The 25,750-nt window shown below is 61.6% G+C and carries 27 protein-coding genes and 1 tRNA gene; 19 read left to right on the top strand and 9 right to left on the bottom strand.

Annotated features, from left to right (window positions below; all coding sequences use genetic code 11):
• Positions 1–6: 6 nt before the first annotated feature.
• From ILT44_RS04595 to ILT44_RS04565, 7 genes are all read left to right on the top strand, one after another.
• A complete protein-coding gene (locus ILT44_RS04595; protein ID WP_204238395.1) occupies positions 7–1,479 on the top strand; it encodes a M64 family metallopeptidase in 1,473 nt (490 codons plus the stop codon).
• A gap of 116 nt (positions 1,480–1,595) precedes the next feature.
• Entirely contained in the window at positions 1,596–2,078 is a 483-nt protein-coding gene (locus ILT44_RS04590) for a GNAT family N-acetyltransferase (RefSeq protein ID WP_204238394.1), read from the top strand.
• A complete protein-coding gene (locus tag ILT44_RS04585; protein WP_204238393.1) occupies positions 2,075–2,587 on the top strand; it encodes a dihydrofolate reductase in 513 nt (170 codons plus the stop codon). The genes ILT44_RS04590 and ILT44_RS04585 overlap by 4 nt, the downstream gene beginning before the upstream one ends.
• Positions 2,588–2,725: 138 nt before the next feature.
• A complete protein-coding gene (gene hflK / locus ILT44_RS04580) occupies positions 2,726–3,871 on the top strand; it encodes an FtsH protease activity modulator HflK (protein WP_204238392.1) in 1,146 nt (381 codons plus the stop codon).
• Positions 3,868–4,809 carry a protease modulator HflC gene (hflC, locus tag ILT44_RS04575; RefSeq protein ID WP_204238391.1) on the top strand — a complete coding sequence of 314 codons (942 nt, stop codon included), beginning with the start codon at positions 3,868–3,870 and terminating at the stop codon, positions 4,807–4,809. The genes hflK and hflC overlap by 4 nt, the downstream gene beginning before the upstream one ends.
• A gap of 9 nt (positions 4,810–4,818) precedes the next feature.
• Positions 4,819–5,010, top strand: coding sequence for a DUF2065 domain-containing protein (locus ILT44_RS04570; protein ID WP_204238390.1), 192 nt, complete (start codon positions 4,819–4,821; stop codon positions 5,008–5,010).
• Between the two features lie 88 nt (positions 5,011–5,098).
• Positions 5,099–6,613 (top strand): DegQ family serine endoprotease, encoded by a 1,515-nt coding sequence (locus tag ILT44_RS04565; protein WP_204238389.1) that lies wholly within the window; start codon positions 5,099–5,101, stop codon positions 6,611–6,613.
• Positions 6,614–6,709: 96 nt separating this feature from the next.
• Here ILT44_RS04565 and ILT44_RS04560 read toward each other — a convergent pair whose 3' ends face one another.
• Positions 6,710–7,456, bottom strand: coding sequence for a hypothetical protein (locus ILT44_RS04560; RefSeq protein ID WP_204238388.1), 747 nt, complete (start codon positions 7,454–7,456; stop codon positions 6,710–6,712).
• Positions 7,457–7,983: 527 nt separating this feature from the next.
• Positions 7,984–8,889, bottom strand: coding sequence for a phosphoserine phosphatase SerB (gene serB, locus ILT44_RS04555; RefSeq protein WP_204238387.1), 906 nt, complete (start codon positions 8,887–8,889; stop codon positions 7,984–7,986).
• 9 nt (positions 8,890–8,898) lie between these two features.
• Between serB and miaA the strand changes: the two genes are divergently transcribed.
• A complete protein-coding gene (gene miaA, locus ILT44_RS04550; RefSeq protein WP_372441135.1) occupies positions 8,899–9,837 on the top strand; it encodes a tRNA (adenosine(37)-N6)-dimethylallyltransferase MiaA in 939 nt (312 codons plus the stop codon).
• On the opposite strand, the gene ILT44_RS04545 is transcribed toward miaA, so the two are convergent.
• On the bottom strand, positions 9,815–10,642 hold the full coding sequence (locus ILT44_RS04545) for an RMD1 family protein (protein WP_204238385.1): 828 nt from the start codon (positions 10,640–10,642) through the stop codon (positions 9,815–9,817). The two genes, miaA and ILT44_RS04545, sit on opposite strands and share 23 nt — an antisense overlap.
• Before the next feature lie 274 nt (positions 10,643–10,916).
• Here ILT44_RS04545 and ILT44_RS04540 point away from each other — a divergent pair, with 274 nt between their 5' ends.
• The 4 genes from ILT44_RS04540 to ilvN are packed head-to-tail and all read left to right on the top strand — an operon-like array spanning position 10,917 to position 14,399.
• The gene (locus tag ILT44_RS04540) at positions 10,917–12,689 is read left to right on the top strand and encodes an acetolactate synthase 3 large subunit (RefSeq protein WP_204238384.1); all 1,773 of its coding nucleotides are present in this window, start codon (positions 10,917–10,919) and stop codon (positions 12,687–12,689) included.
• A 54-nt stretch (positions 12,690–12,743) separates the two neighbouring features.
• Positions 12,744–13,142: an endonuclease domain-containing protein gene (locus tag ILT44_RS04535; protein ID WP_204238383.1), complete on the top strand. Its 399-nt coding sequence runs from the start codon at positions 12,744–12,746 to the stop codon at positions 13,140–13,142.
• A gap of 2 nt (positions 13,143–13,144) precedes the next feature.
• Complete coding sequence (locus tag ILT44_RS04530; protein WP_204238382.1) at positions 13,145–13,825, top strand: glutathione S-transferase family protein; 681 nt, start codon at positions 13,145–13,147, stop codon at positions 13,823–13,825.
• A gap of 28 nt (positions 13,826–13,853) precedes the next feature.
• Entirely contained in the window at positions 13,854–14,399 is a 546-nt protein-coding gene (ilvN, locus tag ILT44_RS04525) for an acetolactate synthase small subunit (protein WP_204238381.1), read from the top strand.
• 4 nt (positions 14,400–14,403) lie between these two features.
• Here the strand turns inward: ilvN and ILT44_RS04520 are convergent, their stop codons facing one another.
• Complete coding sequence (locus tag ILT44_RS04520) at positions 14,404–14,952, bottom strand: DUF924 family protein (RefSeq protein WP_204238380.1); 549 nt, start codon at positions 14,950–14,952, stop codon at positions 14,404–14,406.
• A 279-nt stretch (positions 14,953–15,231) separates the two neighbouring features.
• On the opposite strand from ILT44_RS04520, the gene ilvC reads away from it, so the two are divergent.
• A complete protein-coding gene (gene ilvC / locus ILT44_RS04515) occupies positions 15,232–16,251 on the top strand; it encodes a ketol-acid reductoisomerase (RefSeq protein WP_204238501.1) in 1,020 nt (339 codons plus the stop codon).
• Between the two features lie 158 nt (positions 16,252–16,409).
• On the top strand, positions 16,410–18,161 hold the full coding sequence (locus tag ILT44_RS04510; protein WP_204238379.1) for a patatin-like phospholipase family protein: 1,752 nt from the start codon (positions 16,410–16,412) through the stop codon (positions 18,159–18,161).
• 21 nt (positions 18,162–18,182) lie between these two features.
• Here ILT44_RS04510 and ILT44_RS04505 read toward each other — a convergent pair whose 3' ends face one another.
• The 3 genes from ILT44_RS04505 to ILT44_RS04495 form a co-directional block, all read right to left on the bottom strand.
• The gene (locus ILT44_RS04505) at positions 18,183–18,401 is read right to left on the bottom strand and encodes a hypothetical protein (protein WP_204238378.1); all 219 of its coding nucleotides are present in this window, start codon (positions 18,399–18,401) and stop codon (positions 18,183–18,185) included.
• A 238-nt stretch (positions 18,402–18,639) separates the two neighbouring features.
• Positions 18,640–18,795 carry a hypothetical protein gene (locus ILT44_RS04500; RefSeq protein ID WP_204238377.1) on the bottom strand — a complete coding sequence of 52 codons (156 nt, stop codon included), beginning with the start codon at positions 18,793–18,795 and terminating at the stop codon, positions 18,640–18,642.
• A gap of 64 nt (positions 18,796–18,859) precedes the next feature.
• Positions 18,860–19,381: a DedA family protein gene (locus tag ILT44_RS04495; RefSeq protein WP_204238376.1), complete on the bottom strand. Its 522-nt coding sequence runs from the start codon at positions 19,379–19,381 to the stop codon at positions 18,860–18,862.
• A 263-nt stretch (positions 19,382–19,644) separates the two neighbouring features.
• Between ILT44_RS04495 and pdxY the strand changes: the two genes are divergently transcribed.
• The 3 genes from pdxY to ILT44_RS04480 are packed head-to-tail and all read left to right on the top strand — an operon-like array spanning position 19,645 to position 22,117.
• A complete protein-coding gene (pdxY, locus tag ILT44_RS04490; RefSeq protein WP_204238375.1) occupies positions 19,645–20,493 on the top strand; it encodes a pyridoxal kinase PdxY in 849 nt (282 codons plus the stop codon).
• 5 nt (positions 20,494–20,498) lie between these two features.
• A complete protein-coding gene (locus tag ILT44_RS04485) occupies positions 20,499–21,404 on the top strand; it encodes a PhzF family phenazine biosynthesis protein (protein ID WP_204238374.1) in 906 nt (301 codons plus the stop codon).
• Positions 21,401–22,117, top strand: coding sequence for a hypothetical protein (locus tag ILT44_RS04480; protein WP_204238373.1), 717 nt, complete (start codon positions 21,401–21,403; stop codon positions 22,115–22,117). The genes ILT44_RS04485 and ILT44_RS04480 overlap by 4 nt, the downstream gene beginning before the upstream one ends.
• A 137-nt stretch (positions 22,118–22,254) precedes the next feature.
• Here ILT44_RS04480 and ILT44_RS04475 read toward each other — a convergent pair whose 3' ends face one another.
• Positions 22,255–22,566 (bottom strand): hypothetical protein, encoded by a 312-nt coding sequence (locus tag ILT44_RS04475; RefSeq protein ID WP_204238372.1) that lies wholly within the window; start codon positions 22,564–22,566, stop codon positions 22,255–22,257.
• Positions 22,567–22,993: 427 nt separating this feature from the next.
• Between ILT44_RS04475 and ILT44_RS04470 the strand changes: the two genes are divergently transcribed.
• Together ILT44_RS04470 and ILT44_RS04465 are read left to right on the top strand one after the other, a co-directional pair.
• Positions 22,994–24,556: a 2-isopropylmalate synthase gene (locus ILT44_RS04470; RefSeq protein WP_204238371.1), complete on the top strand. Its 1,563-nt coding sequence runs from the start codon at positions 22,994–22,996 to the stop codon at positions 24,554–24,556.
• A gap of 314 nt (positions 24,557–24,870) precedes the next feature.
• A tRNA-Lys gene (locus ILT44_RS04465) sits at positions 24,871–24,946 on the top strand.
• 378 nt (positions 24,947–25,324) lie between these two features.
• Here the strand turns inward: ILT44_RS04465 and ILT44_RS04460 are convergent.
• Positions 25,325–25,729: a hypothetical protein gene (locus tag ILT44_RS04460; RefSeq protein ID WP_204238370.1), complete on the bottom strand. Its 405-nt coding sequence runs from the start codon at positions 25,727–25,729 to the stop codon at positions 25,325–25,327.
• Between the last annotated feature and the right edge of the window lie 21 nt (positions 25,730–25,750).

Below are 25,750 nucleotides of genomic sequence, written 5' to 3'. Positions count from 1 at the left end.
TTTCACGTGCCCTCGCTTCGCCCACTGCAGATGACCGGCTACAGCTCCAATCGCATCGACATGGTCTTCCTGGGCGACGGCTACACATCCTCGGAGATTGCCACGACCTATACGGCTCAAATTCAAGGGCTGCTAGGCACCATGTTCAACGGAGGTCTTCTGAGTGATCCCTTCGGGCGCTACAGAAACTTCTTCAACATTCATTCCATCGATATCGAATCGAACGAGTCCGGTGCCGATGACCTGTCGAAAGGCATCTCACGGGACACTGCCCTGGACGCTAGCTATAGCGGGCGAGCGCTGAACATCAGTCTGGATAAGGCGGACGCCATCGAGGAAGAGGTCCTGAGATACGCTGGATTTGCCTCCGAGATGCGCTTCATCCTCGTGAACAGCGAGAGCTATGGCGGGGCAGGCTACGATTCCGGCATCTACTCTGCGGGACATTCCCAAGCCCACGAGATCGCGCTCCATGAGATCGGTCACGCCTTCGCGGGCTTGGGAGATGAGTACGATTATGGCGCTTCGGGATCCTATAGCGGTTCTGACCCGGCCTATGCCAACGTGACGAACGACCCTTCCGGCGTCAAATGGTCCGAGTGGCTGGGATACGACCAGCCTGGCATCGGGGTCATCGGGGCTTACGAGGGGGCCTATTATCATGCGACGGGCGCTTACCGCCCGTCCGTCGATTCGAAGATGAAGACCTTGGGCCGTCCCTTCGATGCCATCGCAAGGGAGCAATTCGTCCTCAAGTTCTATGAATTCGTCGATCCGCTGGACGGGTACACCGATCTCTGGAGCGCACATCACAACCGGTCCAATTTCTACGTCGATACGATCGACCCTGCTGTGATCAAGGTTGATTGGACCCTGGACGGCAGGGCCTTCGTCGATGCCGGCGAGACCTTCAGCCTGGCGCAGGACAATTGCGGCTTCGGCACCCATACCCTGCGGGCCCGGGCCTACGATCCCACGGATTGGGTGAGAGGGAACCGCAGTTCTCTTGAGCAGACGGTGACCTGGACCGTCACCAACGATTTTCTGCTCACGGGCGATGGCGCATCGAATAACCTTCGCGGCAATGCGCAGACCAACGAGGTCCAAGGCAGGGGCGGGAACGACAAACTTTGGGGCGGGGCCGGCAACGACGTGCTGATCGGTGGGGCAGGCGAGACACCTTCGTATTCGACGTCAGGCCGAACAAGGTCTCGAACAGGGACAAGATCGCCGACTACAATGCCCCCTCGGATACGATTTGGCTCGATAACAAGGTCTTCACGAAGCTGGGGGCAGGGACGCTTCAGAAGCCGAAGAAACTCGCCGCCGACATGTTCATTGCCGCCTCGAAGGCTCAGGACCGGGAGGACCGGATCATTTACGACAAGGCGAAGGGTTTGCTGCTCTACGACGCCGATGGATCTGGGACAAAGATCAAGCCGGTCGAGGTCGCATCGCTCTACAAAGGCCTTACGATGAGCTTCCACGAGTTCTTCGTGATCTGAAGCGGCACTAGACTGAAGAAGACGTCGGCCGTCGTGGATTGCCGGTGAAGAGCCATTGGCGATGCACTTATGTTCCCGTAGAGAGAAAGAATGACCCTCTCGATCCGACCTGCCGCGTCGTCCGATGCCGCCCTGATCTTCCACTTCATCCGGGAACTCGCCGAATACGAGCGGCTGGCGCATGAGGTCGGCGCGACCGAGGCCGATATTGCGGAGGCGCTTTTCGGCCCCACCCCGCGGGTCTTTGCGGATATCGCCGAATGGGAGGGGGAGCCTGTCGGCTTCGCCCTCTGGTTCTACAACTTCTCGACCTTCCGCGGGCGCCACGGGATCTACCTGGAGGATCTCTTTGTCAGGCCGGAGTTCCGCTCGAGGGGAGTTGGCCGGGGCCTGCTGCGGCATCTGGCACGCCGGTGCGTTGCGGAGGGGCTGCCTCGCCTCGAATGGTGGGTGCTCGATTGGAACGAGCCGGCCCTGCGCGTCTATCGATCCATCGGAGCGATCCCGATGGACGAGTGGACGGTGCAACGCATGACGGGCGATGCCCTGCAACGATTGGCGGAGGAGCCATGACTGTTCCCCTCATCCTCGTCGTCGCGATGGCCGAGAACGGCGTCATCGGACGGGACAACCAACTGCTCTGGCGGCTCAAGACAGACCTTGGACGCTTCCGCCGCCTCACCATGGGCAAGCCGATGATCATGGGGCGCAAGACATTCCAGTCGATCGGCAAGCCCCTCCCGGGCCGTGAGACGATTGTGCTGACTCGCGATGCTGATTTTTCCGCAGAGGGCGTGCACGTGGCTCATGATTGGGAGGAGGCTGTCGTCAAGGGAGAGGATCTCGCAGCCCGCATGGGAACCAATGCCGTCGCCGTCGCCGGTGGGGCGGAGATCTACGCTCTGGCTCTGCCCCATGTGCAGACTCTCTTCCTGACCGAGGTTCATACGGCGCCCGAGGGCGACGCGGTCTTTCCGTCCTTCGACAGGTCACAGTTTCGCGAGGTCAAGCGGGAGGACCATCCGAAGGGCCCGGATGACGAGCATCCATTTACCTTTATTGATCTCGAAAGGCGCCGTTGACCCGTCTCAAGGTTGACGAAGCCCTCTGCAATCCCCAATTCGCAGGCTTGACAGGCGGAAGAGGTAACTCCCACAACCGTCTCAAGTTCTTATCGGCTGTCTCGGCTGGTCTTTATCGCAAGTGAGGAAAGGCGTCCTATGCCTTGGAGTAACCAAAGCGGCGGCGGTGGCCCCTGGGGGCAGCGCGGCGGATCGGGAGGCGGCAAGAGCCCATGGGGTTCCGGCGGCCCTCAGGGGAACGGCAATCCCCCGGATCTCGAGGATATCCTGCGCCGCAGCCAGGACCGGCTGAAGGACTTCATCCCGGGGGGCTCCATGGGAGGCCGGGGCCTGATCATCCTCCTTCTGGGCGTGATCGCCGTCTGGCTGCTTACCGGCTTCTACACGGTGCGGCCGAACGAGGTCGGCATCAACATGATCTTCGGCCGCTTCACGGGAACGTCTGGAGAAGGCCTGCGCTACAACCTGCCTTACCCGATCGGCCGCGTGGTGAAGCCCAATGTCACGGCTCAGCAGCGGGTCGAGGTCGGCTACCGCTCCACGCCCACAGGCCAAGGACGTCCGCGTGACGTGATCGAGGAGAGCTTGATGCTCACCGCCGACGAGAACATCGTCGACATCGATTTCGATGCGGTCTGGCAGATCAACCCGGCCCGTCCGCAGGATTTCGTCTTCAACCTGCAGAACCCGGAAGGCACCGTCAAATCAGTGGCTGAGAGCGCCATGCGCGAGGTCATCGGCCGCCGCAACATCCAGGCGATTTTGACCACCGAACAGGCCAGCGTCGCCCAGGAAGTGCGCGAGATCATGCAGGAGACGCTGGATACCTACCGCGCCGGTGTGCTGATCAACGTGGTCCAGCTCCAGGCGGTCAGGCCGCCGTCGGAGGTCCAGCAGGCCTTCTTCGACGTCAACGCGGCTCAGCAGGACGCGGTGCGCGTGCAGAATGAGGCAGGCGCCTTTGCCAGCCGAGTCGTTCCCGAAGCGCGAGGCGAGGCCGCCCGCACGGTCCAGCAGGCCGAGGCCTATCGCGAGCAGTCCGTTGCCGATGCGACCGGTCAGGCTGCCCGCTTCCGTCAGGTTTATGAGGAGTACCGCAAGGCTCCGGATATCAGCCGCGAGCGCATCTTCCTTGAGACGATGGAGCGTGTCTACGGTGGCGTCGACAAGATTATCGTCGACCAGAAGGGGCAGGGTGTCGTGCCCTTCCTGCCGCTCAACCAGATGCAGCAACGCCAGCAGACTCAAGGCAATGCCGCCAATCCGCAGGGAGCCACGCGATGAACGGTTCGACTCTTCGCACGGGCCTCCTGATCCTAATGGGCCTGATCGCCATCGTCCTCTACAGCTCGATCTTCATCGTGCAGCAGACCCAGTATGCCCTGGTGCTGCGCTTCGGTGCGGTGCAATCCGCCATCTCGGAGCCCGGGCTGAAGTTCAAGGTGCCGCTGATCGACGCAGTCACCTACTTCGAGAAGCGGGTGCTCGATCTCGATCTGCCGGTTCAGACCGTTCTCTCAGCGGACAGGCAGAACCTGGAGGTCGATGCCTTCACGCGCTATCGGATCAACGATCCGCTGCGGTTCTACCAGGCCGTCGGCAATATCGCCCTCGCCAATCAGCGCCTGCAGAGCTTCACCAACTCGGCCATGCGTAATGTCCTGGCGAACGCTTCCCGCGATGCCATCGTGCGGACCGAGCGGTCTGCCCTGATGAACCGCATTCAGGATGATGTGAACCGGCAGGCGAGCAGTCTGGGTGTCGAGATGATCGACGTGCGACTGACCCGCGTCGATCTGCCTGCCGCAAACAGCCAGGCCGTCTACCAACGGATGCGCACCGAGCGCGAGCGCGAGGCGGCCGACATCCGCGCCAACGGTCAGCAGCAGGCCCAGACGATCCGGGCCCGAGCCGAGCGCGAGGCGACGATCATCCGGGCCGAGGCCAACCAGCGGGCCGAAGAGCTGCGCGGTGAGGGAGATGCGAATCGAAACCGCATTCTGGCCGAGGCGTTCGGCCAGGATCCGGAATTCTTCTCCTTCTATCGGTCCATGCAGGCTTATGAGACCGGGCTGAAGGCGAGTGACACCCGCCTGGTGCTGAGTCCGGATTCCGATTTCTTCCGCTATTTCAATGACCCGACGGGTCAACGCGGTCGCGGAGCCTCCCCTGCTCAACCGGCCCCGGCGCCAGGGCCGGCGCAACCGGCTCCAGCTCAATAAGCCTGCCTGATGATGGACTTGATCGCAGCCCTCGGCCTCGCTCTCGCGGTCGAGGGCATTTTGTTTGCGGCATTCCCTGAGGGCATGCGTAGGGCCATGTACGAGGCGGCTCACAGCCCCAGCGATCAGATGAGGATCGTCGGCATCATCTCGGCGGTCATCGGCTTGGGGGTGATCTGGCTTGTACGACAGTTCGGATAGGCGGCGGCCAAGCTTCCGCCGCATTGCCCGCTTGAATGCCGGAGCCAAGCACCAATCTATATGCACAAACTCCGAAAGAGGATTGTCGATGAACACAGCCACGATCGCGCTGGCACCTTCCAAGGCGCTTCTGCCCCAGCGTCCCCTGCGCCGGCTTGCCACGTCCTGCTTCGCGGTCCTGACCCTGGTCGCGACAGCGATGCCGTTACCGGCTTTTGCCCGTTCGGCTCCTGAATCCTTCGCCGACTTGGCCGCGGAGGTCACGCCGGCAGTGGTGAACATCTCTGCTTCGACGACGGTCGAAGCCCGCAACCGGACCCTGCCGCAGCTGCCGCCTGGCACTCCCTTCGAGGATCTCTTTGAGGAGTTCTTCAACCGTCGCGGACAGGGCGGCAATGGCGAAAACAGTCCCTCGCCGCGGCCGCGCAGCTCGAACTCCCTCGGCTCCGGCTTCGTGATCGATCCGTCAGGCATCGTGGTGACGAACAATCACGTGATCGGCGACGCCAACGACATCAGCGTCATCTTTCCGGATGGCACGCGCCTGAAGGCGGAGATCGTCGGCAAGGATTCGAAGGTGGATCTCGCCGTTCTGAAGGTAAAGTCCGACAAGCCCCTCAAGGCGGTGAAGTTCGGCGATTCCGACGCCATCCGTGCCGGCGACTGGGTGATGGCGATCGGCAATCCCTTCGGCCTTGGCGGCTCGGTGACGGCCGGCATCATCTCGGCTCGTGGCCGCAACATCGAGTCCGGTCCCTACGACAACTACATTCAGACCGACGCCTCCATCAACAAGGGCAATTCCGGCGGCCCGCTCTTCAACATGAACGGCGAGGTCATCGGCATCAACACGGCCATCCTCTCGCCGACGGGCGGCTCCGTCGGCATCGGCTTCGCGGTGCCTGCCTCGACAGCCGTGCCGATCATCGATCAGCTGCGCCAGTTCGGCGAAACCCGCCGCGGCTGGCTCGGCGTACGGATCCAGAACGTGGACGATGCCACGGCGGAAGCCCTGAATCTCGGTACGGCGCGCGGCGCTCTCGTGGCTGGCATCGACGAGAAGGGGCCCGCCAAGCCGGCTGGTCTTGAAGTCGGTGACGTGATCGTCCGCTTCGACGGCAAGGAGGTCAAGGACTCCCGCGACCTGCCGCGGATTGTGGCTTCCTCGCCTGTCGGCAAGGCCGTCGATGTGACTATAGTCCGCAAGGGCCAGGAGATGACCAAGCAGGTCACCCTGGGTCGTCTTGAGGATACCGAGAAGCAGGCGAGCCTGCAGCAGCCTTCGACCGAACCCCCGACGGCGACGCGTCAGGCCCTCGGCCTCAACATGTCCGGCATGACGGACGAGCTGCGGCGGCGCTTCAGCCTCAAGGATGATCTCAAGGGTGTGGTCATCACCCGCGTCGATCCGAACTCGGCCGCCTCCGACAAGCGGATCCAGGCGGGAGAGGTGATCGTCGAGGTAAACCAGGAGCCGGTCTCCAACCCGGCCGATGTGACCAAGAAGATCGACGACCTCAAAACTCAAGGGCGCAAGTCGGCACTGCTTCTCGTTGCCAACGCGCAGGGCGAGGTACGCTTCGTGGCCTTGTCCATCGAGTGAGGCAGTGCAACACTGAGATTGAAAAGGCGGCCTGATCAGGCCGTCTTCTTTATTGAAGTAAGAGATTTAAATTCTCTCGATAGACCCCATTCCAACTCAGAAAATGACGTCGAAGTCGCTCGCCGTCATCTTGAGGTTCTTGGAGAGGTTCGCAAACAAGACCTGCTTCGCAGCGCCCGAACCATCCGCATCGTAATACAGGTAGCCCTTTTTAGCATCATAGATGACGCGGTCGTTTGCATCGTGTGCCTTCGCCCCAGTCCAGAACGACTGCTTGCCCAGATCGCCAGCTTCGAGGTTGGTGAAGACATTCGTGTGGAGTTCGATGGTGTCGTCCTTCACGGAGAAGTCAGAGATACGGTCCACATTGGACTTGCTGAGTTTGACATTCTCGAAGCGGAATACATCCTTGGCAGAGGCGCCGAGAAGATAGTCCTTGCCACCAAGGCCGGAGATGATGTCGTTGCCAGCTGAGCCGTACAGCTTGTCGGCCCTGTTGGTGCCGTAAATGTAGTTTTCCTCGTCCTGTACATCGAGGATCTCAACACCCCATTCCATGTCGGTGACATTGCCGAGGCTATCGGTGACGCGTACGGTCACTGCGTGGTAGTCGGCGGCTTCATAGTCGAGCTTCTCGCCGTCGGCAACGATAAGCTTGTTGCCAACCAGCTTGAACCGTCCGTCGGCATCGTCGATGAGAGCATAGGTGTAAATGCCGTTACCCGACTCGAACACGCCCGCGACAGTACCGGTGCTCGCATTCTCTTCAACAAAGCCATCGGCCATGCTCACAAGCACGGGAGGCTTCTCACCTGCCTCGACGATATTCGTCACCTCGATCATCCACGCCAGATCCTTGGTCTCGCCAGCACCGTTCGTGACGCGGAAGGCAATGTCGTGCGACCCAGATGTCTCGAAATCGAGCTTTGTGCCGTCAGCGACGACAATTTTGTCACCAACGAGTTTGAAGCGGCCCCCTGCATTATCAAGCAGCGTATAGGTATATACTCCTCCACTGGTGTCGTAGGTGTAAATGCTTCCTACTTCAGCGCCAGTGCTTGTTCCTTCATCAATTTCACTATTTGTGAGGCTTATGAAAGGAAAATTATCTTTTAAGATTGTAGAAATCCTGAAATTTTACTCTATGTAGGAATAAATGCAACCAATCTAGGTGCATATATTGCTATAACGTTTCTTATAGCACAGATCTTTGTGCTAGATTGTCACTAATGAAATGGAGAGGAAGGCTGAAAGAGAGATCGAAATAATCTCTGCTTATATTGAAGACACAATATTATGATGCCAATAATTTGAGCGCTTTTATTGCTGAACATTCTCGCGATCTGAGAGCCCTGCAAAATATTTTTCGATTAGCTTATAAATTCTCCCGCTTTATACCCCTGCACGTAAAGCAGTGCTGACAGATCGGAATAATCCAAACGTGCATGGGCCGCGGCCGCCACTGCAGGCTTGGCCCGGAAGGCGACGCCGAGACCCGCTTCGCCTAGCATGGCGAGGTCGTTGGCACCGTCACCCACAGCCATCGTCTCGTGCGGAGCCAAACTAAAGCGGGTGCGCAGCTCGATCAGAGTTGCAAGCTTCGCCTCGCGACCAAGAATGGGTTCTTCGACGAGTCCGGCGAGCTTCTCGCCGTTCAGGATCAGGCGGTTGGAACGGTCCTCGTGGAAACCGATCTTGGCGCCGATCGGACCGGTGAAGAGCGTGAATCCGCCCGATACGAGGCAGGTATAAGCACCCTGCGCGCGCATCGTCTGAACGAGAGCCCGACCGCCGGGGGTAAGGGTGATGCGCTTCTCGATGATCTCGTCGACCACATTGATAGGGAGGTCTTTCAGCAGAGCGACCCGCTCGCGAAGCGCCGGCTCGAAGGCGATCTCGCCGCGCATGGCGCGTTCGGTGATTTCGGAAACTTCGGCTTTCAGCCCAACGTAATCGGCGAGTTCATCGATGCATTCCTGGCCGATCATGGTCGAGTCCATGTCTGCCAGGAACAGGCGCTTGCGCCGCGTTTCCAGGGGCTGCACCACGACATCGATGGGCTGGCCATTCAGGACCTGACGCAGAGCTGCCTCGACGGCCTTCGCTTCCGTGACACCCGGAACGATCAGATCCGCTGCAATTCCCCTTGCCAGAACGGCCTGTTCCGTCTCTTGTCCGAGCGCCCAGGCAGCCAAGGCCACGATCTCGTCGGTAACGGCCGGACGAGACGGATTGGCGATCAGGGTCGCGACGAGGGAATTGGGAGCAGACGCCATTGGGGAGACCTGGCTGTGAGTGACGTTCGGGTCGGCGCGGTTCTCATCGCAGGGCCGACCGCTTCAGGCAAGTCCGCATTGGGCATCAAGCTGGCACAGGCCTTGGGAGGCGTGGTGATCAACGCCGATTCCATGCAGATCTATCGCGACCTGCGCGTGATCACGGCCCGTCCGACCCTGGAAGATGAGGCAGAGGCGCCCCACCGACTCTACGGCTATGTGGACGCGGCCGTGAACTTTTCAGTCGGACGTTACGTGGCGGATGCGGTCGACGTGCTTCGGGATATCGAGGGCACGAAGCTGCCGATCTTCGTGGGCGGCACGGGCCTCTACTTCAAAGCCCTGACGGAGGGGCTATCGGACATGCCGCCGGTTCCGGAGGCGGTGCGCGAGCAGGTGCGCCGGGAGAGCGAGGGGCTCGAGACGCCCGATCTTCATCGCCTTCTCCTTGAGCGCGATCCCGAGACGGCAAGGACGCTTCGCCCCTCCGACCGCCTGCGCGTCCAGCGAGCCTTGGAGGTCCTCGCCGCAACCGGCCGTCCCCTCCTGTCGTTCCATGGCGCCCGCGAGCCGGGGCGCTTGGCGGACAGCCCCGTCGTCAAGCTCTTCCTCGCCCCTGAGCGGGCGGAACTGCGCCGACGGATCGACCGTCGTTTCGACACCATGATGGAGCAGGGCGCGCTCGACGAGGTGAAAGCCTTGGGAGAGCGAAACCTCGATCCCATGCTGCCTGCCATGCGGGCTCACGGGGTGCCCGGCCTTCTCGCATATCTGCGCGGCGAGATCTCGATGGATGAGGCCATTGCGAAGGGGCAGGGAGATACCCGCCGCTACGCCAAACGCCAGTTCACCTGGTTCCGGCATCAGCTGTCGGACTGGCAGTGGGTCGAACCCGAGAGCGGCTTCGAAGCGGCGATGGCCCACATCAATGGGCCAGATAGCCCGTAAGCATCTGATAGAAGGTGATGAAGATCTCGAACACGATGAGGAGAACGATGATCAGTTCGAGGCGCAAGGACCGTTCCGTGTCGATGATGTCAGTCAATGCCTGGGCTGTATCCCCGAGAACTTCGAGCTTGCTATGGAGCGCTCTGGCCCGCTCCTTCAACTCGTACTCATCCTCCAGGCGGGCATAGAGGCGCTCGAGATCCGGCCGATCCCAGAGAACGTCAGGCTTTTCCTCTACCGCCACCCGGCCCGACATGCGCTGACGGACGAGAAGGGCGCGGCCCACATGCTTGAGGATCTTGCGGCGGTCGCGAGGGCGCCGGCCCTTCTGGGCCAGGTGTTCGACAGACGGCTCCACCAGCTCGAAGGCGGCCGTGGCCTCCCGCTCGTCGCGGGCGAGGGTGGCGCTCTTCGACAGGGCGTCCGCAATGACGATCAGCCGCTCGGTCGAGAGCTTCTTGATGAAGATCGGGCCTCCCGGCGGGATCTGGTCATCCTTGTCCGGCGAAATCTCGATGATGGCCGTCTCTTCCTCGTGGCGGGCGAACTCGCCTTGAATGCGTTGGCGCAGGCTGCGGATGACCTCGTCCTCCTCCAGGGGCGTGAGGCCGACCAGAACGGCCACGCCGTAGCGGAAGAGGGCTACGAACCCTTCCTGTCCGGCCCGGAAGGCGAGGGGGGTGGTGGACAGCACGTCGCTGCGCTCAAGCCCCGCCACCTCAAGGCGGTCGCCCAAGAGCAGGGCACGGGCTGTGAGGCGCAGGTTCTGCATCGGTGTGCCGGTCGAGGAGATGGTCTCTGTCATGGTCATACGACTAAAATAGGGGGCACGCGGTGAATGCTAAGCCGCATTCGGCCAAATCACCCCCGCTTGACCGAATGAAAGGTATCGTTTAGCGTCTGCGCAACTTTTGAACCGAGAGCTGCCCCCATGCGCAAGCTTATTCTCGTAGTACGAGCGCCATCGACGGAGCGGGATTGACCCGCAGGTCCGGCGATGGCGCACAGGCCCCCTCAGGGGCCTTTTTTATTGCCCAGATTCTTCAAGACAAGCAGACGAGACCGACGGAGCGAGTACCATGAGCGAGACGATGACCGGAGCCGAAATGGTGATCCGTGCCCTGCAGGACCAGGGAGTCGAGCATATCTTCGGCTATCCGGGCGGTGCGGTCCTTCCCATCTACGATGCGCTCTTCCACCAGGAGAAGGTGCGGCATGTCCTCGTCCGTCACGAGCAGGGGGCGGTTCACGCGGCCGAGGGTTACGCCCGCTCCTCCGGCAGGCCGGGCGTGGTGCTCGTGACTTCAGGTCCCGGTGCGACGAATGCGATTACCGGTCTCGCCGACGCGATGATGGATTCGATCCCGCTCGTCTGTATCACCGGCCAGGTGCCGACCCATCTCATCGGCACCGATGCGTTTCAGGAATGCGACACGGTCGGCATCACCCGTCACTGCACGAAGCACAATTATCTCGTCAAATCGATCGAGGATCTGCCGCGGGTCCTGCACGAGGCCTTCTATGTGGCGCAGAATGGCCGCCCCGGTCCCGTCGTGGTCGATCTGCCGAAGGACATCCAATTCAAGACCGGAAGCTATGTCCGGCCGCTCAGCAATCAGCACAAGACCTACCGCCCGACCGTTAAAGGTGACATGGATCACATCCGCGCTGCCGTCGAGTTGATGGCCAATGCCAAGCGGCCGGTCTTCTACACGGGCGGCGGTGTCGTCAATTCCGGCCCGCACGCTGCGATGCTGCTGCGCGAACTCGTGAGGCTCACGGGCTTTCCCATCACGTCGACCCTGATGGGGCTCGGCGCTTACCCGGCATCCGACAGGCAGTGGCTCGGCATGCTTGGCATGCATGGCACGTACGAAGCCAATCTCGCGATGCACGAATGCGACGTGATGATCAACATCGGCGCGCGCTTCGATGACCGCATCACGGGCCGCCTCGATGCCTTCTCGCCCTTCTCAAAGCGCATCCATGTGGATATCGATCCGTCCTCGATCAACAAGACGGTTAAAGTGGACATTCCGATCGTCGGCGATTGCGCGCATGTGCTCGAAGACATGGTGCGCCTATGGCGGCAGAACGCTCACCAGTCGGACAAGGTGGCCTTGAAGGATTGGTGGGGCAAGATCGAGGGCTGGCGCGCGCGAAACTGCCTCGCTTATCGGAATTCCAGCGAGACGATCAAGCCGCAATACGCGTTGCAACGCCTTTACGAACTGACCAAGGATCGCGAGGTCTATATCACCACCGAGGTGGGGCAGCACCAGATGTGGGCGGCCCAGTACTTTAGGTTCGAGGAGCCGAACCGCTGGATGACCTCGGGTGGTCACGGCACCATGGGTTACGGTCTTCCCGCCGCTGTGGGCGCGCAGTTCGCGCATCCCGATGCGCTGGTCATCGACATCGCCGGCGAAGCCTCGATCCAGATGATGCTGCAGGAGATGTCGACGGCTTTGCAGTACAACCTGCCGATCAAGGTGTTCATCCTCAACAACGAATACATGGGCATGGTGCGCCAGTGGCAGGAACTGCTGCATGGCGGGCGCTACTCGCAGAGCTATTCGGAATCGCTGCCCGATTTCGTGAAACTCGCCGAAGCCTATGGCGGCGTCGGCATTCGCTGCGACAAGCCCGGCGACCTCGATGCGAAGATTCTCGAGATGATCAACGTGAAGCGTCCGGTCATCTTCGACTGCCTCGTCGACAAGACCGAGAACTGTTTCCCGATGATCCCGTCGGGCAAGGCGCATAACGAGATGTTGCTCAACGATTATCTCGGCGAGACCGGAGCCGATATCGGCTCCGTGATCGACGAGAAGGGCAAGATGCTGGTTTAACCGAGAACCCCTCTCCCGGATGGGAGAGGGGCAGGGGTGAGGGAATGCCGCTTCATGACTAGAGAGCCACGCCAATTTGCGCGCAATCTCCGCAAGACGTCCACGTCTGCAGAAGACATGCTGTGGCAGGCTCTCCGGGGACGGCACTTTCAGGGCCTCAAGTTCAGGCGTCAGGTCCCTTTCCTGAACTACACCGTCGATTTTCTCTGCGTAGAGCGAAAGCTGATCGTCGAGATCGATGGAAAGCAGCATGACTGGTACGCAGATTATGATACTCGGCGAACACAAGAGATTGAGCATCACGGGTTCAGGGTCATTCGCTTCACAAACCAAGATGTGATGAGCGATCTTGAATCTGTTCTAATGAGTATCGCAGAGGCTGCAGTGTCTCCTGCAACCTCTCACCCTCACCCCTGGCCCCTCTCCCACTCGGGAGAGGGGGAAAGTGTCTAGATATGCCAACCCTGGTTATCGCCAACAAGTGCTACTCATCCTGGTCGCTGCGCCCCTGGCTGCTGATGAAGCAGCTTGGAATTGCCTTCGACGAGATCACCATTCCGCTCGATCTGCCGGACACGAGGGAGAAGGTGCTCAAGCACTCGCCTGCCGGAAAGGTGCCGATCCTGATCGATGGCGATATTACGGTCTGGGAGACCATCGCCATCATGGAACATGTGGGCGAGGCCTATGGCGTTCCCGTATGGCCCGAGGATCGCAAGGCTCGCGCAATGGCGCGTTCGGTGGCGGCTGAGATGCATTCCGGCTTCTCGGCTTTGCGCTCCGCATGTCCAATGAATCTCGGCAGGAAGTATGCACAGAAAGACCGAGGCGAGGCCGTTGCTGGTGATGTCGCCCGTTTCAGCGAGATCGTCCATCAGGCGCGTGAGCGTTACGGTGCCGGCGGTCCGTTCCTGTTCGGCGCCTTCTCGGCGGCCGATGCCATGTATGCGCCTCTCGTGACACGTCTCGATACCTACTCCATCGCCCTTGATGCCACCACGCGCGCCTATGTGGATGCGATCCTCGCGCTGCCGGCCTTCCAGGAATGGCGTTCCGCTGCTCTGAAGGAGGAGTGGATCGTCGCTGCCGATGAGGTGGATGAGGACGCCATCGAAAACTACCGCAAGGCCGCTTGAGGCTACAGTAAATTCGGGAAACCAGACCATGCTGCAGATGAAAACCCATTATCCCGATGCGACCCGAGTCGAGCCCGTGAACCGACACACGCTCGCCATCATCGTTGACAACGAGCCGGGTGTTCTTGCCCGCATCGCCGGCCTGTTCTCGGGCCGGGGCTACAACATCGAGAGCCTGACCGTCACCGAGACCGAGCATGAGGCGCATATCTCGCGCATCACCATCGTAACGACGGGCACCGACAGCATTATCCAGCAGATCAAGAGTCAGTTGGAACGCCTCGTGCCGGTGCACCGGGTGATCGATCTCACACTCACCGGCGAGGCGGTCGAGCGCGAGCTTTGCCTCGTGAAGGTCGTAGGCAAGGGCGACTACCGGGTGGAAGCCATGCGTCTTGCCTCGGCCTTCGGTGCGCGGACCTTGGACGCGACGCTGACTTCCTTTGTCTACGAGCTGACCGGCACGACGGACGAGGTCGAGCGCTTCATCAAGCTCATGACGGCGGTCGGCCTCGTGGAGGTGTCGCGTACCGGAGTGGCTGCCATGGCGCGCGGCGCGGAAGGAATCAGCTGAAGTTTCAGCCCCTGAAGTCGCTTTCCTTCAGGAACGCCTCTTCCTCGGGCGTGGTCTCGCGACCTAGGATGGCGTTGCGGTGAGGGAAGCGGCCGAAGCGGGCGACGATGTCGTGGTGATGGTGGGAATACTTGACGGAATCCTCCTCGCCGTGGGCTTCGTTGAGGGCCACCGAGCGCTCCTGATCCGTCAAGGACTCGGAGTGCATGAAGGGCAGGTAGAAGAACCGGCGGAACTGCGGTTCCACCTTGTGGTCGAAGCCTCGCTCAATGGCGCGGTCCGCAGCCATCAGGGCGACCGGGTCGGTTTTGTAGGTTTCTCTTTTCCCCCGGAACATGTTCCGGGGGAACTGGTCGAGGAGGAGGATGACGGCGAGCGCTCCATCTGGGGTGAGTTCCCACTCGTTGAGGTCGCCCCGCGCGGCTGCTTCGTAGGTGGGCAGAAAACGGTCACGGCAGACCTGGTCGAAGGTTTCATCCTTCGAGAACCACTTCTCCGGTCCGGCCTCGCGCCAGAAATCGAGAACTTCGTCGGGAGTGGCAAGGCGCTGCATGCGGCTTCGTCCTTCTCGGTAGAGGTCTGAAAAGCCAATCTAGAGCATGGGAGAGCGGTTTGAACTCTCCTGTCTCGGATCGTTTGGGCTGAACGGGTTCGCCTTGCATGGAATGCAGGGAGGGGCAGCAGTTTTGCTACAAACATCAGCTTGTCAGCGCAGTTTTATTCGCTAAAAGCGGCGCCTGATAAATCAAATGTTGCGCCAAGTCCATCCGGGCGGTGCAGCGTCAACGAAGACCGGGGGAATGCCCCCTTTGAGATAAGGGACTTGAGGACCATGCGTGTCTATTACGATCGCGACGCAGATATCAACCTGATCAAGGGCAAGAAGGTAGCCATCGTCGGCTATGGCAGCCAGGGTCATGCCCATACGCTGAACCTGCGCGATTCCGGCGTGAAGGACATCGTGGTGGCGCTCCGCAAGGGCTCGCCCTCGGCTGCCAAGGCCGAGAAGGCCGGCCTCAAGGTCATGGAAGTGGCCGAGGCCGCCAAGTGGGCCGATGTGGTCATGATGCTGACCCCCGACGAGCTGCAGGCCGACATCTATCGCAGCGAGCTCAACGACAACATGAAAGAAGGAGCCGCGCTCCTCTTCGCCCACGGCCTCAACGTTCACTTCAACCTCATCGAGCCCCGCAAGGATCTCGACGTGCTCATGGTGGCCCCGAAGGGTCCCGGTCATACAGTGCGCTCCGAGTACCAGCGCGGCGGCGGCGTGCCGACGCTGATCGCGATCCACCAGGATGCCACGGGCAATGCCCATGACATCGCGCTCTCCTACGCCTCCGCCAATGGCGGCGGCCGGGCCGGCATCATCGAGACCACTTTCAAGGAAGAGTGCGAGACCGACCTCTTCGGCGAGCAGGTCGTGCTCTGCGGGGGTCTCGTCGAACTCATCAAGGCGGGCTTCGAGACCCTGACCGAGGCGGGCTACGCCCCCGAGATGGCCTATTTCGAGTGCCTCCACGAAGTGAAGCTGATCGTCGACCTCATCTACGAGGGCGGCATCGCCAACATGAACTATTCGATCTCGAACACGGCCGAGTTCGGCGAGTACGTGACGGGACCGCGCATCATCACGGCGGAGACCAAGGCCGAGATGAAGCGGGTTCTGGAGGATATTCAGTCCGGCAAGTTCACCCGCGACTGGATGCTCGAGAACAAGGTCAATCAGACCTCCTTCAAGGCGACCCGCGCCCGCAATGCCGCCCATCCGATCGAGGATGTCGGCTCCCGCCTGCGCGACATGATGCCCTGGATCAAGGAAAAGGCTCTCGTCGACAAGAGCCGGAACTAAGCTCGACAGGCGGCGCGCGAGTGGTGAAATCCTTATCCTCTCAAGGAAAGGGCTCCGCCTCCGCGCCGCCCACGCTCTCCTGCACTAAGCCGCAAGCGGATTTGCGAGCCTCGTCATTTCCCGCTAGTGGGCTCTGAAGTGCGGAACATCGACGGGCCATGAGAGCATCGATCCTGACCGAAGACCTGCCGGAACTTGAGGCGCCCCTTTGGGCGGATCTCGATCCAGTGACCCGTCTCGAACTCCAGGCTGAGCTCCAGCAGGTAGTTCTCCCAGGGGGCGCGGTCCTCTTTCAGGAGGGCGATCCGGCAGATGCGCTCTACATGCTCGCATCCGGGGCGCTCGGCGTATCCATCCAGGGCAGCCATGGAGAGCAGAGGCGCGTCGCCCGCATCCTGCCCCCTGAGACGATCGGGGAAATGGCCCTGATCTCGAATGCGCCCCGCTCGGCCACCGTGACGGCCCTGCGGGACTCGGTTCTGCTCAAGCTCACTCGGGAGGCCTTCGAGCGCCTCGTAGTGCGCTGCCCCTCGGTCATGGTCTATCTCTCGAGGCTGCTCGCCGACAGGCTTCGCGCAACCACGCGCAGCAGCCCCATCACCTTCAAGCCCACCACCTTTGCCATCGTGCCTGTCACCCAGGGCGTGGCGGTGGCCGACTTCGCCCATGCATTCCTGGAAGAGATGCGGCGCAGCCACGGGGCAAGGGTCGATCTTCTCGATGCAATGCCGGCTGAGGAGGATGAGAACTGGCTCTATCGGTTTGAGGCCAGCCGGGAACGTGTCATCTACGTCGCCTCCGAGCCGTCGGGCCCCTGGACGGGGCGCTGCATCCGCCATGCCGACCACGTCATGTTCGTAGCCTGTCCCGGTGAGCCTCTTGCGCCTGAGGCAGAGGCACTGACCTGCGCGACGTCATCCTGGCGGCGTCATGATCTCGTGCTGCTTCAGAAGGTGGATGCGCCCCGTCCTGCGCCGGCCCACGCCTCAGTCAGCCGCCTCCCGGTGGACCAGAAAATTCATGTGCGGGTGAAAAGCACGCCCGATCTGCAGCGCCTCATCCGCACCTCGAGCGGACGCGCCGTGGGGGTGGTTCTCGCTGGAGGCGGGGCTCGCGGCTTTGCCCATCTTGGGGCCATCCAGGCCTTGCGCGAATATGGTTTTCCCATCGACCTCGTGGGTGGGACCAGCATCGGGGCCGTGATGGCGGCAACGGCTGCCATCCAGATCGGGCTCGATGAAGCAAAGGCTCTCATGATTGAGGCCTTCGTCAGAAATCCGCCTCTGAACGATTACACTCTGCCCCTTGTGGCTTTGGTGCGAGGCAAGAAGGTCGATGCGCGCCTGACCGAGCATTTCGGCGACCGCAACATCGAAGATCTCTGGCTGCCGTTCTTCTGCGTCTCTTCGAACCTGACGACCGGCTCGACCCATGTGCATCGTCAGGGCTCTCTCTGGCGGGCGCTGAGGGCCAGTCTCGCCATTCCCGGCCTGCTTCCCCCTGTCATCGAGCCGGAGGGCGTGCTCGTGGATGGCGCCATGATGAACAATCTGCCGGCGGACGTTATGGCCGACCTGCAGCGGGGGCCGGTGCTCGGCATCGATGTGGCCCGGGACGTCGCCTTCACCACTGCGGGCGAGGAGGAGAAGAAGGCCCCCTTGCTGCGCCGATTGCTTGGTCTGTCGGCTCAGGCGCCGGACATCGTCAGTCTGCTCTACCGGGCGGCCACGATCTCCAGCGATGCCCAGACGCTCAAGGCGCGCGCTCATGCGGCCTTGGTCATTCACCCTCCGCTGGCCGCTGTGCCGCTGAGGGGCTGGGAGCATTTCGAGAGAGTGGTCCGGATCGGTTACGAACACACCCGTGACCGGATTGAGGCCGGTGCCCTCGACGCGTTCAAGGTTGCCTGAGGATCGGGGACGGTTTCGATCCTACAGCCGGTGCCATGTCATGGCAGCCCCAACCATCAGCAGGCAGAGCACGAGACCGAGCGTCTCCGAGCGGTGCTTGTAGAACTGGTAGAACGCGTAGCTGCTGCCGAGGACCAGGATCAGGCACCAGACATCCTGCGTCAGATGGTTGAGCTTCGTCGGACCGAGAAGAGCCTGGGCACGCCTCCAGCTCTCCATAATCCAGAAAGCCGAGTACACAAGACAGGCGCCTCCCCAGATGCATGGCCACCAGGCAGAGGGAAGGCCGGTCGTGAGCGGATTTCCTCCCTCGTCCGAGGATAGGTTGGACGCGGGATCGTCGTACGAGTGCAATGAGTGAGGCGTCACAGCAGTATTCCGCAACATTATAGCTGAGCTATTAACATTGCGGAACGCTGCTGAAACCTATGGAAACGGGTAGGTCAGAGGTTACGCAGGCTGAAAAGGCTTTCAGCTCTTACTGCTGGTTGCTCTTTGTATTCGCAGCCTTGTTATTGTCCTGCTTGCCGGGGTCTTTGCGATTCTTCATCGTGCCGCCCGAGCCGCGGATGTGATCGCCGGGGTGCTTCTTGCTCTCGCCGGAATTGTCGCCGTTCATCTTGCCTTTGCCCATGGAGGCCTCCTTTGGTGACCGAGGTTAATGAGCCCCCGGACCTCAGGTTCCCAGGTGCGCGGCCCTACCACAGCAGGTATTGTGCCAATCCCGCGCCAGGCGCGAGGATCACGAAAGCCCATACAGAGGCTGAGGCTAGGTTGGCAGCTTGAAAGAGAACTCCCGGCATCAGGAAAATGCCGGCAATAACGGCAATGACGGCCCGAATCGGCCCGAAGAAGCGCCCCAGGAACACGGCCCAGGGACCGAAGCGCTGGAAGAAGTTTTCGCCTCGCTCGATGAGCTTGGGATTGCGGGACAGCGGCCAGACCTCATAGGCGGCTTTCTTGTAGCGCTGTCCGATTGCGTAGGAGACCCAGTTGCTCAGAAAGGCGCCGCAGACGGCTCCGATCCAGGCCTGCCAGAAGGGGATATCCGCAGCAGCCAGGATGAAACCGGTGCCGATCAGGATCGTCATGGTCGGCAGGAGCAGGGACACGAAGGCGAGCGACTCGGCAAATGTCATCAGCCCGAGCACGAAGGGGGCATAAGCCTGGTGGGTCTGCACGAAACCCAGGACGCTGTTCTTCCAAAGCTCGATATCCATGAATCCCATCCGGCTCCTGCTTTGTGGGAGGCATATAGGCATTTGCTGTAGGTCAGATAGATCCAATCGCATCCGTGATGAATAGGATCACATCACACAATTTGAAGCAGGGCCTGTATTGCGCTAACCCATGGTAGAGCCTCGGACCCAAAAGTGGACTTGCACTTTTGGGATCGATTCGATGCTCCAGCTTAGATGAGCGCATCGTTGGGCGCGGAAAACCGGGACCACTTTTCCGCACGATGCGCTAAGGGGCAAGAGCCATGAATGTTCTCTCGATCCAATCCCATGTCGCCTATGGTCACGTGGGTAACGCCTCGGCGGTCTTTCCGATGCAGCGTCTCGGCGTTGAGGTATGGCCGATTCACACGGTCCAGTTCTCGAACCATACCGGCTACGGCTCTTGGAAGGGCCGTGTTTTCGACGGACCCGCCATCGAGGATCTGGTGGAGGGCATTGCCGAACGCGGCGTGCTCGGCCGCTGCGACGGTGTTCTCTCCGGCTATATGGGGTCGGCCGATATCGGCAATGCCATCCTCTCCGCCGTCGCACGTGTGCGCTCCCTTAACCCGGAGGCTCTCTATTGCTGCGATCCGGTGATCGGCGACGTGGGGCGCGGTGTGTTCGTGCGCCCCGGCATTCCGGAATTCATGCGCGAGCAGGCTTTGCCCGCGGCCGACATCATCACGCCCAACCAGTTCGAATTGGACTACCTGTCCGGTCTCACGATCCAGACGCTCGATGACGTGAAGAAGGCGGTCAAGCTCGTGCAGGGGATGGGCCCCAAGGTCATTCTCGTCACCTCCGTCGAGACCAGGGAAACGCCTGCCGACAGCGTTGATCTTGTCGCCGGTGCAGCGGGGCGCTTCTGGCGCGTCCGGACTCCGAAGCTCTCGCTGTCAGTCAACGGAGCAGGAGATGCCATCGCTGCGCTCTTCTTCGTTCATTATGCCCGCTCGCGCTCCGCGCCGACGGCTCTTGCCGAAGCCTCGGCCTCTGTCTACGGCTTGCTCAAGCGTACGGAAGAGGCAGGTTCCCGCGAGATCCTGACCATTGCGGCGCAGGATGAGTTCGTCTCGCCCACCCATCGCTTCGACGCTGAAGAGGTCTGATCCGCATGTCCCGACGCTTTGTCACCCTCGATGTCTTCACGGGCGAGCGTTTCACCGGAAATCCCCTTGCCGTGGTGCTCGATGCGGAGAGCCTCGATACGGCTGCCATGCAGAGGATCGCGAAGGAGTTCAATCTCTCCGAAACAGTCTTTGTTCTTCCGCCCTCCGATCCGCGCCAGCGTGCCGATATCCGCATCTTCACGCCAGCGCGGGAGTTGCCCTTCGCGGGGCATCCCACGGTGGGAACGGCTGTGCTTCTGGCGCTGCTGGATCAGAATGGCGAACCCGGCGCCGCGGCTTTCGGGCTCAAGGAGCAGGTCGGCATCGTGCCCTGCGTCGTCGAGGTGAGAGACGCGACGAACGGCACGGCCCGCTTCCGCCTGCCGCGCCTGCCGTTTGTGTGGGGCGAGGGCAAGGACTCCACGACCTGCGCCTGGGCGCTTGGTCTCGATCCGACGGAGATCGGTTTCGACCGCCATGTTCCGAGCCGCCATTCGGCTGGTGTCGCTTACGATCTCGTGCCCGTCTCATCGCTTGAAGCCTTGGCGAAGTCCAAGCCGCAGGGCGAGGCCTTCGACAAGGCCTTCGGCGACAGCGACCACCCGGCGCCTTATGTATATGCCCGGATTCCCCAGGCCGATGGCTTGCGGTTCCGCGCCCGCATGTTCGGCTTGGGGATGGGCATCGCCGAGGATCCGGCCACTGGCTCCGCGGCAGCGGCTTTTGCCGGCGCACTCATGCAATGCGAGCCGCTGGGCGACGGCGAGCATAACATCGTCATCGAACAGGGTGTCGAGATGGGCCGCCCGAGTGAGATCATCCTGCAGATGGTCATCAAGGACGGAGCGCTTGCCTCCGCCGAGATCGGCGGTGGGGCAGTGATGGTGAGCCGCGGCGAGATTTTCGCGTGAAGCGTGAAATCGAGATCCGGCGTGTCTCCCGTGTCGAGGCATGCTGCCTCCCGTTCGATTGGCAATGGCCGCAACAGAACCGAGCCTTTGTCGAGGAAAACTGGAAGCGTCGTACGGCCGGCAAGCCGCAGATGTTCAACGGACGCGTGCTGCTGCTGCAGGATGTCTCCTTCGGGCAGGACCTGTGCCGCAACACCTACTTCGAGGTGGACTACGCCGATTTCGTTGCTTGGATCGACAAGGGCTATCCCGATCCCGCCATCGCCAATGGGTTCGCCATGGGCGCGCTACGCGGATCGGATGGCGCTTACATCTGCGGCGTGATGGGCAACGGCACGACGAATGCGGGCCGTGTCTATTTCCCAGCCGGTACGCCCGACCTTTCCGATCTGCGTCCCGACGGCGCCGTCGATCTCGCCACCAGCCTCACCCGTGAGCTTGCGGAGGAGACAGGGCTGCAGGAGAGCGACTACCACGTGGACGATGAATGGATCATCGTCCATCGCTGGCCGACAATCGCCCTACTGCGCATGGTGACCTTGCTGATGACGGCCGAGGAGGGCGCGGCGAAGATCCGCGCCAACATCGCGCGGCAGCACGAGCCCGAACTGCAGGGTGTGCGGATCATCCGCGGTTCGGGGGATATCGACTCGGAGCGGATGCCGCTCTTCCTGCAGTCTTTCTTCGACTGGGTCTTCGAGCATCGGACCTAAAAGTGGAGCCCACTTTTAGGTCCGATGCTCCCTTCCTTAATGGGCGCATCGTTCGGCGCGTAAAACCGGGACCACTTTTCACTCACGTGGCCCTGCGGGTCGCTGACGCTGCCCTCTGGGTCCGCACGATGCGCCCATCAGAGATAGCCGTGCCGCGCCTTGGTCGCTTTGACCATCCGGATCGCCTCCGCATCGCGACCCGCGGCGCAGGCGGTCTCGGCCTGAACGATTTCCCGATCCACCCGGGTGTAGACGGATTGGTTCACGTGCCCCATGGATAGGTCATTGCTCATGACGGCGCGATACCGGTCGATTTCGCCCTTGCAGCCGGTGCTGGAACTGCTTGCCATGACGCTGGTGCCGGCGGGTGCAGGTGCCGAGGCGGTCTGATTGCAGGCGGTCAGCGCCAAAGCGCCGGTCAGGAGCAGGGCGGGGGTAACAATCTTCATGGGAGCATCTCCTTAATGGGCCTCGTGAGCGAGGAATAAAGGCCAAGCTTCGTCTGTTCTAGGGCGCTCTGGCGGAAGACCAGCCCTGCCGAGCTTCGTGTCATAACCCATACGATAGTCGAGCTTTCTCTATTCATTTGTTTCAACGCCTTGCCATTCGAGAGGAGCGCCGCTACAAACGAGCCCGGTGTTCGCGGCTTAAAGCCCGCGGCCGAGGAGGATTTGGGCAGCGATGATCATCGGCTCCCCCAGCGCAAAGATGAACGGCACCGCTCTCGCGGCCGCTCGTGCGCGTCTTCTTGGCCTCCTTCTCCTTAGCTGCCCCTGAGGGTCGGCTGGGCGTTGCCGCCTGGGCTCTCAGGGGTTCTGGACAAGCAGGAACAACCTTGAGCGCAAAAGGCCGCTCCCTCCGAGAAGGACTAGATTGATGACCGCTTCCGTATCCGGCGCCGTTAAGGACCGCGTTCTGATCTTCGACACGACCCTGCGCGACGGCGAGCAATGCCCCGGCGCCACCATGACCCTGGAGGAGAAGCTCGAGGTTGCGGAACTGCTCGACACCATGGGTGTCGATATTATCGAGGCCGGCTTTCCCATCGCCTCCAACGGCGATTTCGAGGCGGTCTCCCTCATCGCCAAGCAGGTGAAGCGGGCGACGGTTGCCGGACTTGCCCGGGCCATCTCCGCTGATATCGCGCGTGCCGGCGAGGCCGTGCGCCACGCCGTGAGGCCGCGGATCCATACCTTCGTGTCCACCTCGCCGATCCACCTGGCGCATCAGATGCGCAAGTCGGAAGAGGAGGTGCTGGAGATCATCACCACTACGGTGACCCAGGCGCGCAACCTGATCGAGGACATCGAATGGTCCGCCATGGACGCTACCCGCACCCCGATCGATTATCTGTGCCGCTGCGTGGAAGCCGCCATCAAGGCCGGCGCCACCACCATCAACCTGCCCGACACGGTGGGCTATGCCACGCCTGACGAGTACCGCGCCATGTTCCGGGCGGTGCGCGAGCGCGTACCGAACGCCGACAAGGCGATTTTCTCGGCCCATTGCCACAACGATCTTGGCCTCGCGGTTGCCAATTCCCTGGCGGCGCTGGAAGGCGGCGCACGGCAGATCGAGTGCACCCTCAACGGAATCGGCGAGCGCGCCGGCAACGCTGCCCTGGAAGAGATCGTCATGGCGATCAAGACCCGCGGCGATGTGCTGCCCTACGAGACCGGCATTGAGGCTACCATGCTGACCCGCGCCTCCAAGCTCGCATCGGCCGCCACCTCGTTCCCGGTGCAGTACAACAAGGCCATCGTCGGCCGGAACGCCTTCGCCCACGAGAGCGGCATCCACCAAGATGGCATGCTGAAGAATGCCCAAACCTACGAAATCATGACGCCGGAAAGCGTCGGTGTCTCCAAGACATCGCTCGTCATGGGCAAGCATTCGGGCCGGGCGGCCTTCCGCAACAAGCTGGAGGAACTGGGCTACAGCCTGTCGGACAACCAGTTCCAGGATGCCTTCGAGCGGTTCAAGGAACTCGCCGACCGCAAGAAGCACGTCTATGACGAGGACATCGAGGCGCTGGTCGACCAGAACATCGCCATGGCGCACGACCGCATCAAGCTGGTCTCGCTCCACATCGTGGCCGGCACCCGCGGACCGCAGCGCGCGACCATGCGTTTGCAGGTCGACGACCGGATTGTCGTCGAGGAGCAGGAGGGCAACGGCCCGGTGGACGCCACCTTCAATGCCATCAAGGCCCTGGTGCCTCACGAGGCGGCTCTGGAACTCTACCAGGTTCACGCGGTCACTGAGGGTACGGATGCCCAGGCCGAGGTCTCGGTGCGCCTCTCCGCCGACAACCGCAGCGTGACCTCTCGCGCAGCCGATCCGGACACCCTGGTGGCTTCCGCCCAAGCCTATCTCGGCGCCCTCAACAAGCTCATGAGCCGGGGCGCCCGCCTGCACGCCCAGCACGCGGCGGAATAGCAGAACGGAAAAGGCCCGCTGAGTGGGCCTTTTTCTTGCAACGGCGTTGGGGCAGGGGCATCGAACCTGTAGTCTCAGCTTGCTGGAGGCGGACCTCCGATGCAATCAGCCCGGGCTGCAACGCGGCAACTTCAAGGCGAGCTGCGCAAGCTTGACGGCTCTATGGTCTCGCTGAGTCCAGGCTTCGCCCTGACCACGGGATAATCCCGCATTGGACGGAAAACCTCATGGATAGGGCTAGACAGGGACCATCCGGTTTGTTACACGCACGGCCTCTTCAGCGGACACCACGCCGCTGAATTCGCTTCGGCGATGGGTGTGTAGCTCAGTTGGTAGAGCAGCTGACTCTTAATCAGCGGGTCCAAGGTTCGAATCCTTGCACACCCACCAAATTTCGCAGTTAAAACAGTTAGTTGCAAAACGGTAGCGTGAAGGCGCAGGCCGCTTTTTGCGCTGGGGCGGAATTGGGGCGGGGGCAGTCGCTCACCTTAGTGCGTTCAGATCAGAGTGGCAGGATCTGAACCTGCGACCCCTACGTCCCGAACGTGGCTGCCTACCAAAAGACCTCCCTCTATGATCGCCGGAAGCCTATGGAAAACAACGGTTTCCGGTGATCCCTCGTCACCGCTCGTCATCCCTGATCAGCGTTGGTTCGCCGCCAATGTTTGGTCGATGTTTGGTCGGTGCCCCTTCCGTTCCCCTGGAAAGCATCAGGGCCCGGATCGCTCCGAGCCCCGCAACCTGCCTCCACGGAGGGCCGCCTACGGCCTAGAGACCCATTTCTTGCTTCAGCGTCTTCAGGTCCGCTAGGAACTCCTGGCGCATCTGCATCGTGTAGATGCGGGTGATCTGTCCCTGGTTCTGCCGCTGCACGATCTTCCGCAGGTCGGACAGACGAGCCGTCCATGAGAGGCCGTCGGTCAGGAACAGGACACCACGGACCTCATGCAGTATGCCCGCCAGGTGGCCGCCGATGCCCTGGCCGGCAAGAACGAGGACGCGGTCGAGGAGGAGCTCGCCAGGCTCGAGCGAAAGTTTTCCGAGAGGCAGGCCGTAAGGGTCGAGGACCTCACGCCGGACGACCTGGCCCGGATCCGGGCTGCCCGGGTCGAGACCGAGGAGCCTTACAACCTCGAAGACATCCCTGGCGGGGATGACACGAATCGCAAGCATGGTGTGTGGCGGCCGGTGTGA

It is taken from the genome of Microvirga arvi, from assembly GCF_016892765.1.
Classification (GTDB): Bacteria; Pseudomonadota; Alphaproteobacteria; order Rhizobiales; family Beijerinckiaceae; genus Microvirga; species Microvirga arvi.
Note: the sequence above shows the minus strand (reverse complement) of the source record. Positions and strands in the feature narration are given on the sequence as shown.

Coding starts and splice junctions, on each gene's coding strand:
- ILT44_RS04590 (WP_204238394.1), top strand. CDS start 1,596: ATGACCCTCTCGATCCGACCTGCCGCGTCGTCCGATGCCGCCCTGATC.
- ILT44_RS04585 (WP_204238393.1), top strand. CDS start 2,075: ATGACTGTTCCCCTCATCCTCGTCGTCGCGATGGCCGAGAACGGCGTC.
- hflK (WP_204238392.1), top strand. CDS start 2,726: ATGCCTTGGAGTAACCAAAGCGGCGGCGGTGGCCCCTGGGGGCAGCGC.
- hflC (WP_204238391.1), top strand. CDS start 3,868: ATGAACGGTTCGACTCTTCGCACGGGCCTCCTGATCCTAATGGGCCTG.
- ILT44_RS04570 (WP_204238390.1), top strand. CDS start 4,819: ATGATGGACTTGATCGCAGCCCTCGGCCTCGCTCTCGCGGTCGAGGGC.
- ILT44_RS04565 (WP_204238389.1), top strand. CDS start 5,099: ATGAACACAGCCACGATCGCGCTGGCACCTTCCAAGGCGCTTCTGCCC.
- ILT44_RS04560 (WP_204238388.1), bottom strand. CDS start 7,456: ATGATCGAGGTGACGAATATCGTCGAGGCAGGTGAGAAGCCTCCCGTG.
- serB (WP_204238387.1), bottom strand. CDS start 8,889: ATGGCGTCTGCTCCCAATTCCCTCGTCGCGACCCTGATCGCCAATCCG.
- ILT44_RS04545 (WP_204238385.1), bottom strand. CDS start 10,642: ATGACAGAGACCATCTCCTCGACCGGCACACCGATGCAGAACCTGCGC.
- ILT44_RS04540 (WP_204238384.1), top strand. CDS start 10,917: ATGAGCGAGACGATGACCGGAGCCGAAATGGTGATCCGTGCCCTGCAG.
- ILT44_RS04535 (WP_204238383.1), top strand. CDS start 12,744: ATGACTAGAGAGCCACGCCAATTTGCGCGCAATCTCCGCAAGACGTCC.
- ILT44_RS04530 (WP_204238382.1), top strand. CDS start 13,145: ATGCCAACCCTGGTTATCGCCAACAAGTGCTACTCATCCTGGTCGCTG.
- ilvN (WP_204238381.1), top strand. CDS start 13,854: ATGCTGCAGATGAAAACCCATTATCCCGATGCGACCCGAGTCGAGCCC.
- ILT44_RS04520 (WP_204238380.1), bottom strand. CDS start 14,952: ATGCAGCGCCTTGCCACTCCCGACGAAGTTCTCGATTTCTGGCGCGAG.
- ilvC (WP_204238501.1), top strand. CDS start 15,232: ATGCGTGTCTATTACGATCGCGACGCAGATATCAACCTGATCAAGGGC.
- ILT44_RS04510 (WP_204238379.1), top strand. CDS start 16,410: ATGAGAGCATCGATCCTGACCGAAGACCTGCCGGAACTTGAGGCGCCC.
- ILT44_RS04500 (WP_204238377.1), bottom strand. CDS start 18,795: ATGGGCAAAGGCAAGATGAACGGCGACAATTCCGGCGAGAGCAAGAAG.
- ILT44_RS04495 (WP_204238376.1), bottom strand. CDS start 19,381: ATGGATATCGAGCTTTGGAAGAACAGCGTCCTGGGTTTCGTGCAGACC.
- pdxY (WP_204238375.1), top strand. CDS start 19,645: ATGAATGTTCTCTCGATCCAATCCCATGTCGCCTATGGTCACGTGGGT.
- ILT44_RS04485 (WP_204238374.1), top strand. CDS start 20,499: ATGTCCCGACGCTTTGTCACCCTCGATGTCTTCACGGGCGAGCGTTTC.
- ILT44_RS04475 (WP_204238372.1), bottom strand. CDS start 22,566: ATGAAGATTGTTACCCCCGCCCTGCTCCTGACCGGCGCTTTGGCGCTG.
- ILT44_RS04470 (WP_204238371.1), top strand. CDS start 22,994: ATGACCGCTTCCGTATCCGGCGCCGTTAAGGACCGCGTTCTGATCTTC.
- ILT44_RS04460 (WP_204238370.1), bottom strand. CDS start 25,729: ATGCTTGCGATTCGTGTCATCCCCGCCAGGGATGTCTTCGAGGTTGTA.